Here is a 6,325-nt window from a genome sequence, read left to right as displayed (position 1 = left end):
TACTGCTTTATGGGCACCTCTTCGCATTTGTTGCACTTAGATTGTCAATTCAAGAACAAAAACACCGCCGTTGCGTTAATTGTCAACAGACCCTAGAGTGAAAACTCATATGCCTGTCTGAAAATATCCAGCGGAAAAGATTTTTCAGACAGGCATTGATGCCTGTCTGAATATTTGAACATTTATAGCGGATCAACTTAACTTTCGCTACGGCGTTGCTGCGCCTTAGCTCGAAGAGAACGATTTTGTAAGCCGCTGAAGCGGCGACAGAATCGGTTCCGTACTACTCTTGTACTGTCTGCGGCTTGCTGCCTTATATCGAAAATGTGTGAATCCGCTATATTATTGTTTGGCGGCTTCGATTTGGATATTCAATTTTACGTTTTTGCTCATGCCGGCGCTAACCAAGTAATCCATGCCCCATTGGGTACGGTCGATGGTGGTTTCGAAATCACCGCCGCATACTTCGGCTTTTAACATCGGGCTTTGATAACAATTGAATTTAGTAGCTTTCAGGCTTACCGGATGGGTTTTGCCTAGCAAGGAGAGATTGCCGTCGACACGGGATACTTTGTTGCCTTTAAAGTGGAAACGGGTGGAAACGAAGCGGATTTCCGGATATTTCTCGGCATTAAACAAATCGGAAGATTTCAGATGTTGTGTGAAATCGGTGCTGCTGCTTTGTAAGCTGTTGACAGGAATGCTTAAATCAATGCTGCCGGTACGCTTGGCAGAATCAAATTGCAAGGTGCCGTTGAGATTGTAGAAGCCGCCGATATTGGTGGAAGTAGCGAAATGATCGATGGCAAAACGAGCGTTGGCGTGATGGGGATCAATTTTATAAGTAGCCGCAGCGGCGCTGGCCGCGAGGGCGGCGGTAAAGGCGGTAAACAGGATTTTCTTCATGAAAGTTTTCCTTCAATAAAATGTAAGATATGGATGATTTGGGATGCAACCTTGTTTAGTTTAACGGTTTATTAGCGTTGGATAAATAACTTGATAAAGAATAATCAATTTCCTAATAGGAAATACTGCACATTTTTCCGTATCTTTATGGTGCTTCTCCCAATTGGTAACCTAAACCGCGTCGGGTTTTGATAAATTCGTTGCCGATTTTTTTGCGCAAATGGTGGATATACACTTCCACCGCATTGCTTTCCACTTCTTGATCCCAGCTATATAACTTATCTTCGATCTGGGCGCGGCTGATGATGTGTTTGGGGCGCGATACCAGCATTTGCAATAAAGTCCATTCGCGGGCGGTTAGCGATAATGCCTTACCGTGCAAAGTAGCGCTTTGCGCGGCGGTATCCAGTTCCAGCCCGCCGTATACCAATTTGCTGCTGGTATGCCCTTGCCTGCGGCGTATTAAAGCCTGCAGACGCGCGGCAACTTCGTCGAGCGCAAAAGGTTTGCATAAATAATCGTCGGCACCGTGGTTCAAACCACTGACCCGATCCGCAATCGCATCACGTGCGGTGAGTATCAATACCGGGGTGTCGAGCTCTTTACTGCGCCATTGTTTCAAAATCTCCAGGCCGTCGATATTGGGCAGGCCCAAATCCAGCACCACCGCATCATAAGGTGCAATTTCCAACGCCGATGCGCCTTGCAGGCCATCACGAAACCAATCGACCGCCATATTCAATTTTTGCAGGCCGCGGTTTAAGCCATCGCCGATTTGAGGATCGTCTTCAATCAGTAAAATACGCATAAGGATTCCTGTTCTCCCTAGAATTCCGAATGGGTTCACTATATCATAATGCCTGTCTGAAACCTAAAACGAACTTTATTTATGAATTATCTGCCTTTCCAGAGCGAAATAGCCGAGCGTATGCTTATCAATACTGAAAACGAACACATCCATCCCGAATCTGTTTTTGTGCACACCGCCAACGGCTATTGGTTGGCTTGGCATGACGGCACTGCCGCATTGCTGGCACCGGAAACGCCGCCCGATATTCCCTGTTTTTGGGTAGAAGGCGCACACGATTTGGAAGAATTGGTCGCCATGGTGGAAAACGGTGATTTTGATGAACTGGAAGAGTTTGACGGCGACGATGACGCTTGGTATCAGGCACTGCATGAACATGCCCATGAGCACGATAAGGAAGCACACTGATGACCAACTTACGTTTGCCTCGTTTTGTCTGGTTGCTGCCGTTGGTACTTACTTTGCAGGGTTGCTTGGTTGCCAGTGCGGTGGATTTGGCCGCTACCACCGTGTTTACCGCCGGCAAGCTGGTGGTGAAAGGTACCGGCGCGGTGATTGATGCTGCGATTCCCGATAAAGACAAAGAGGATAAAGAGAAAAAAGATCAACCTGCCGACCAAGCTTTGCCGGCGAAATCTTCAAATGTTGAATATTACCCCGTTTCGCCTGCCGCTCCCGCCGAATAAATGCACGTTTGTAGGCATCATTTGCCGGATTACAACGGATTACAAGTATAATAAATCATTCCACAACACGGTTTTATTTTAGAGAAAGAAACAACCATGCAAACCTTCTCAGCCTTCTTGAAAGCCCATCTGGCCGCCCATCAATTACCTGAAGATTTGGGCAGTGTGGTCACGACAACCGTCGAAGCCTGTAAAAATATCAGCAACCAAGTGCGTCAAGGTGCGCTGGCCGGTATTCTGGGCGAAGCCGGTACCGGCAACGTACAGGGAGAAGATCAGAAAAAATTGGATGTTATCGCCAATAATCTGTTGATTGAAAAACTGAAAACCAATCTGGCGGTTGCCGGCATTGCCAGCGAAGAAGAAGAAACTTTTGTCGCCTGCCATGAAAACGGCGGCTATCTTGTATTGTTCGATCCGCTGGACGGCTCTTCCAATATCGATGTTAATATTTCGGTGGGAACCATTTTCTCGATTTTAGCCAAGCCGCAAGGGCCGCTGAGCACGGAGAGCTTCCTGCAAAAAGGAAACGACCAAGTTGCCAGCGGCTATGTTTTATACGGCCCGCAAACCCAATTGGTATTAACCTTGAAACACGGTGTGTTTGTGTTTACGCTAGATCACTATAACGAATTCATCCTCACCCGCGAAAACCCGCAAGTACCCGAGCAAACCAAAGAATTTGCCATTAACGCTTCCAATCAGCGCCATTGGTACGAACCGGTGCAGCAATACATCAGCGACTTGCTCGCCGGCGAGCATGGAACACGCGGCAAAAACTACAATATGCGCTGGGTAGCCAGCATGGTAGCAGAAGTACACCGCATTCTGATGCGCGGCGGTGTGTTCCTTTATCCGGCTGATCAGCGCGATCCCGCCAAGCCCGGCAAACTGCGTTTGATGTACGAAGCCAATCCCTTGGTATTGATTTTGCAGCAAGCCGGCGGCATCGGCAGCAATACGCAGCAAAATATCCTTGATATTCAACCCGAAGGTTTGCATCAGCGCGTATCCGTGGTATTGGGCAGTAAAGAAGAAGTGGAAAAAGTAAACCAATTACATCAGCAATAAGCACGAAAGAAAGCAAATGCCTGTCTGAAAAGCATTCAAACGTTTCAGACAGGCATTTGATTGGCTAGCTGGTTTGCGCTTTTGCCGATATTTTTCACAACTCAAAACAAGGCGTCATTTTATTAACGCGAATTCCCGCTAAAATCTCAGCGTAACGTGCACTCCGATCCGGCCGGTAGGCAATGAATGACTTGCCGCTTTTTTGGAACATCCGTAAAAAGCGGCATTGATAAACTTTTTAATACCTTTCACGAATAAACCTATGAAAAAAATACTCCCCCTGTTTGCTGCCCTGATCAGCATGGCCGCATTTTCCGCCCATGCCGAAACCCGCGCGGTTATCGATACCAATATGGGTAAAATCGAACTTTCCTTAGACGAGCAAAAAGCACCGAAAACAGTCGCTAATTTTGTTCATTACGCCCGAAAAGGCTTTTATAACGGTACCGTTTTTCACCGTGTAATCGACGGTTTTATGATTCAGGGCGGCGGTTTTACCCCCGATATGGCACAAAAAGCCACCGAAAAAGCAATTGTAAATGAAGCCAATAACGGCCTTGCCAACAAAACCGGTACCATCGCAATGGCGCGTACCGCTTCGCCGAATTCCGCAACCAGCCAGTTTTTTATCAACGTAGCCGATAACGATTTTCTCAACCGCAAAAACAATACCGTGCAAGGTGCTGGCTATGCGGTATTCGGTAAAGTAACCGGCGGCATGGATGTAGTACAAAGCATCAGCAAAACCGCCACGACCGATTATGCCCAATATCAAAATGTACCGGTTAAGCCTATTATCATCGAGAAGGTGACGATTTTGAAATAACAACCGAAACATAAGTTTTCGCTCAAATTGGGGGATGTTGAGCATCCCTAACTCCTGATAAAAAATGCCTGTCTGAAAACATTTTTCAGACAGGCATTTTATAGTGATAACCATTGGTTAATAAAAGTTAGTATAGGAATTGATCGCGTTGTTTACAGGTTGAAGGGCAATACTGATATGAACATGCATAAAAATACCCGGCTTACCCCGCATCACCGGTAAGCCATTTGGCCGCAGCCAGTGCGGCCAAGTTTCTGTTGCACGACGTGATCGACTGCTGTCCTGACTAACATTGAATGCGCTTATTCTGACAACGGTGTGGAATACCGGGGCAATGCAGGGCATCCCTTCGGCGTTGCCTGCGCACAAAACAATATCGAACAAAAATTCACCCGCATCGCCCGACCGCAGACCAACGGTAAAGCCGAACGGGTGATCTGCATCCTGATGGAGATGTGGCACGATAAAATAATACCATTTCAAGGCACGAAACGCCGGCGAAAAGAATTATGCCGCTTTGTGAATTTTTATAACACGGTTAAGCCACACAAAAGGCTGAAGGGCGTCGTGTCAAGTCCGAGTATGACGAGGTATTAATAAATTCAGGATTAAACAAATTTTTTGCCTGCCTGAAATTTTTTCAGACAGGCATTTGTTTGGGTGGGTGTAATGATCTGTTTGCACTACTTGGCATCATATACTGCACGCACCACCCCACCGATTGCGGCAATACCTTTTTGCAAAACCTCATCACTTTGCGCGATGCTCATACGTATGCATTCGTGGGCGTGGCGATAAGCTGTAGTATCGAGGCCGACGAAAAAGTGCTCGCCCGGAATAATCAGCGTACCTTTGGCTTTCAAACGCTGGTACAGTTCTTGCGAATGAATCGGCAAGCCTTCAAACCACAACCACAGGAAAATCGCGCCTTCCGGTTTGTGTATGCGAAGCGGGTAGCCGGCCAGCTCTTGCCGGAGCAGTGCCACCGCCGTTTCGGCCTGACGGCGGTAATAAGGTTGGATTACTTGGTCGGATAAGGTTTGCAAGCGGCCGTCTTTTAGCAGTGGTGTAGCAATGGCGGCACCAAAGCGGGTAGGTGCCAGATTGACAATTGCATTCAAGCAGCTAATGGCTTTGATCACTTGCGGTGAGGCCACGATGATGCCGGTACGTGCGCCGGGCAGGCCGATTTTAGAAAGGCTGAAACATAAGATGATGTTTTCATGCCAATTCAAGGTAACATCGCTGTAAATGATATTGGGAAAGGGCATGCCGTAAGCATTGTCGATAATCAGCGGAATACCGTGCGCCTGTGCCAATGCATCAAGACGGGCCATTTCGTCGTCGGTGAGTACGTTGCCGGTAGGATTGGTTGGCCGTGAACAGCAAATCGCTCCGATTTTGCCCTCGGTAAGTGCCGGTAACTGCTCCACGGCATCAAAATCCACATGGTATTTAAAGAAACCGCTTTGGCCTTGGTGCTCCACCGTTTCAATGGCGGGCGGTACGGCGATAAAGTGTGGTTTATCGATGTGGGCATCGGCATAACCGATGTATTCGGGCGCCAAGGGCAGCAGGATGGATTTTTCACTGTTGTCTTCAAAACGACCGCCAAATAAGTTGAAAAGATAGAAAAAAGCGTTTTGAGAACCATTGGTTAGCGCGATATTTTCGCGTGTGAGCTGCCAGCCGTATTGTGCGTTGAAAAAGGCCACCAGCTCATCGATAAAGCGGGCATCCCCCTGCGGCGTGGAATAATTACCTACACTCTCGACGCCGTCGGCATTGTCGGCCAGCTGTTTCAATACCTCGCGGTAAACGGCATTTACCTCGGCAATACGCGCCGGATTACCGCCGCCCAACATATTAACCGGCTGGTCGCTGTTAAGCGCGTTGCCCAGGTCATCCATTAATTGCAAGATGCCGCTGTTGCGGGTGAATTTCTGGCCGAATGCTGAAAACTGCATGTATGTTCCTTGTGTTTGGTAACGTATATGTTGGAAACGAAGTTAAATCGTGGGCAGGTTC

Annotated in this window: 7 protein-coding genes and 1 pseudogene; 5 read left to right on the top strand and 3 right to left on the bottom strand. The window is 47.8% G+C overall.

Going from position 1 to position 6,325, the window contains the following annotated elements; translation table 11 throughout:
* Positions 1–342: 342 nt before the first annotated feature.
* Positions 343–906 carry a YceI family protein gene (locus Q4C79_RS08670; protein WP_303090618.1) on the bottom strand — a complete coding sequence of 188 codons (564 nt, stop codon included), beginning with the start codon at positions 904–906 and terminating at the stop codon, positions 343–345.
* A 145-nt stretch (positions 907–1,051) separates the two neighbouring features.
* Positions 1,052–1,714 carry a response regulator gene (locus Q4C79_RS08665; RefSeq protein WP_303090617.1) on the bottom strand — a complete coding sequence of 221 codons (663 nt, stop codon included), beginning with the start codon at positions 1,712–1,714 and terminating at the stop codon, positions 1,052–1,054.
* 81 nt (positions 1,715–1,795) lie between these two features.
* On the opposite strand from Q4C79_RS08665, the gene Q4C79_RS08660 reads away from it, so the two are divergent.
* The 5 genes and pseudogenes from Q4C79_RS08660 to Q4C79_RS08640 form a co-directional block, all read left to right on the top strand.
* Positions 1,796–2,122: a general secretion pathway protein GspG gene (locus Q4C79_RS08660; protein ID WP_303090616.1), complete on the top strand. Its 327-nt coding sequence runs from the start codon at positions 1,796–1,798 to the stop codon at positions 2,120–2,122.
* Entirely contained in the window at positions 2,122–2,400 is a 279-nt protein-coding gene (locus Q4C79_RS08655) for an NF038104 family lipoprotein (protein ID WP_303090615.1), read from the top strand. Before Q4C79_RS08660 ends, Q4C79_RS08655 begins: the two co-directional genes overlap by 1 nt.
* A 96-nt stretch (positions 2,401–2,496) precedes the next feature.
* The gene (locus tag Q4C79_RS08650; RefSeq protein WP_303090614.1) at positions 2,497–3,471 is read left to right on the top strand and encodes a class 1 fructose-bisphosphatase; all 975 of its coding nucleotides are present in this window, start codon (positions 2,497–2,499) and stop codon (positions 3,469–3,471) included.
* Between the two features lie 262 nt (positions 3,472–3,733).
* On the top strand, positions 3,734–4,297 hold the full coding sequence (locus Q4C79_RS08645) for a peptidylprolyl isomerase (RefSeq protein ID WP_303090613.1): 564 nt from the start codon (positions 3,734–3,736) through the stop codon (positions 4,295–4,297).
* A 233-nt stretch (positions 4,298–4,530) separates the two neighbouring features.
* Positions 4,531–4,894: pseudogene (locus Q4C79_RS08640) on the top strand (integrase core domain-containing protein); the annotation flags it as partial.
* Positions 4,895–4,980: 86 nt separating this feature from the next.
* Here the strand turns inward: Q4C79_RS08640 and Q4C79_RS08635 are convergent.
* Positions 4,981–6,264, bottom strand: coding sequence for a valine--pyruvate transaminase (locus Q4C79_RS08635; RefSeq protein WP_303090612.1), 1,284 nt, complete (start codon positions 6,262–6,264; stop codon positions 4,981–4,983).
* Positions 6,265–6,325 lie beyond the last annotated feature (61 nt).

This window comes from Neisseria sp. (assembly GCF_030523955.1).
Taxonomy (GTDB): domain Bacteria; phylum Pseudomonadota; class Gammaproteobacteria; order Burkholderiales; family Neisseriaceae; genus Neisseria.
Note: the sequence above shows the minus strand (reverse complement) of the source record. Positions and strands in the feature narration are given on the sequence as shown.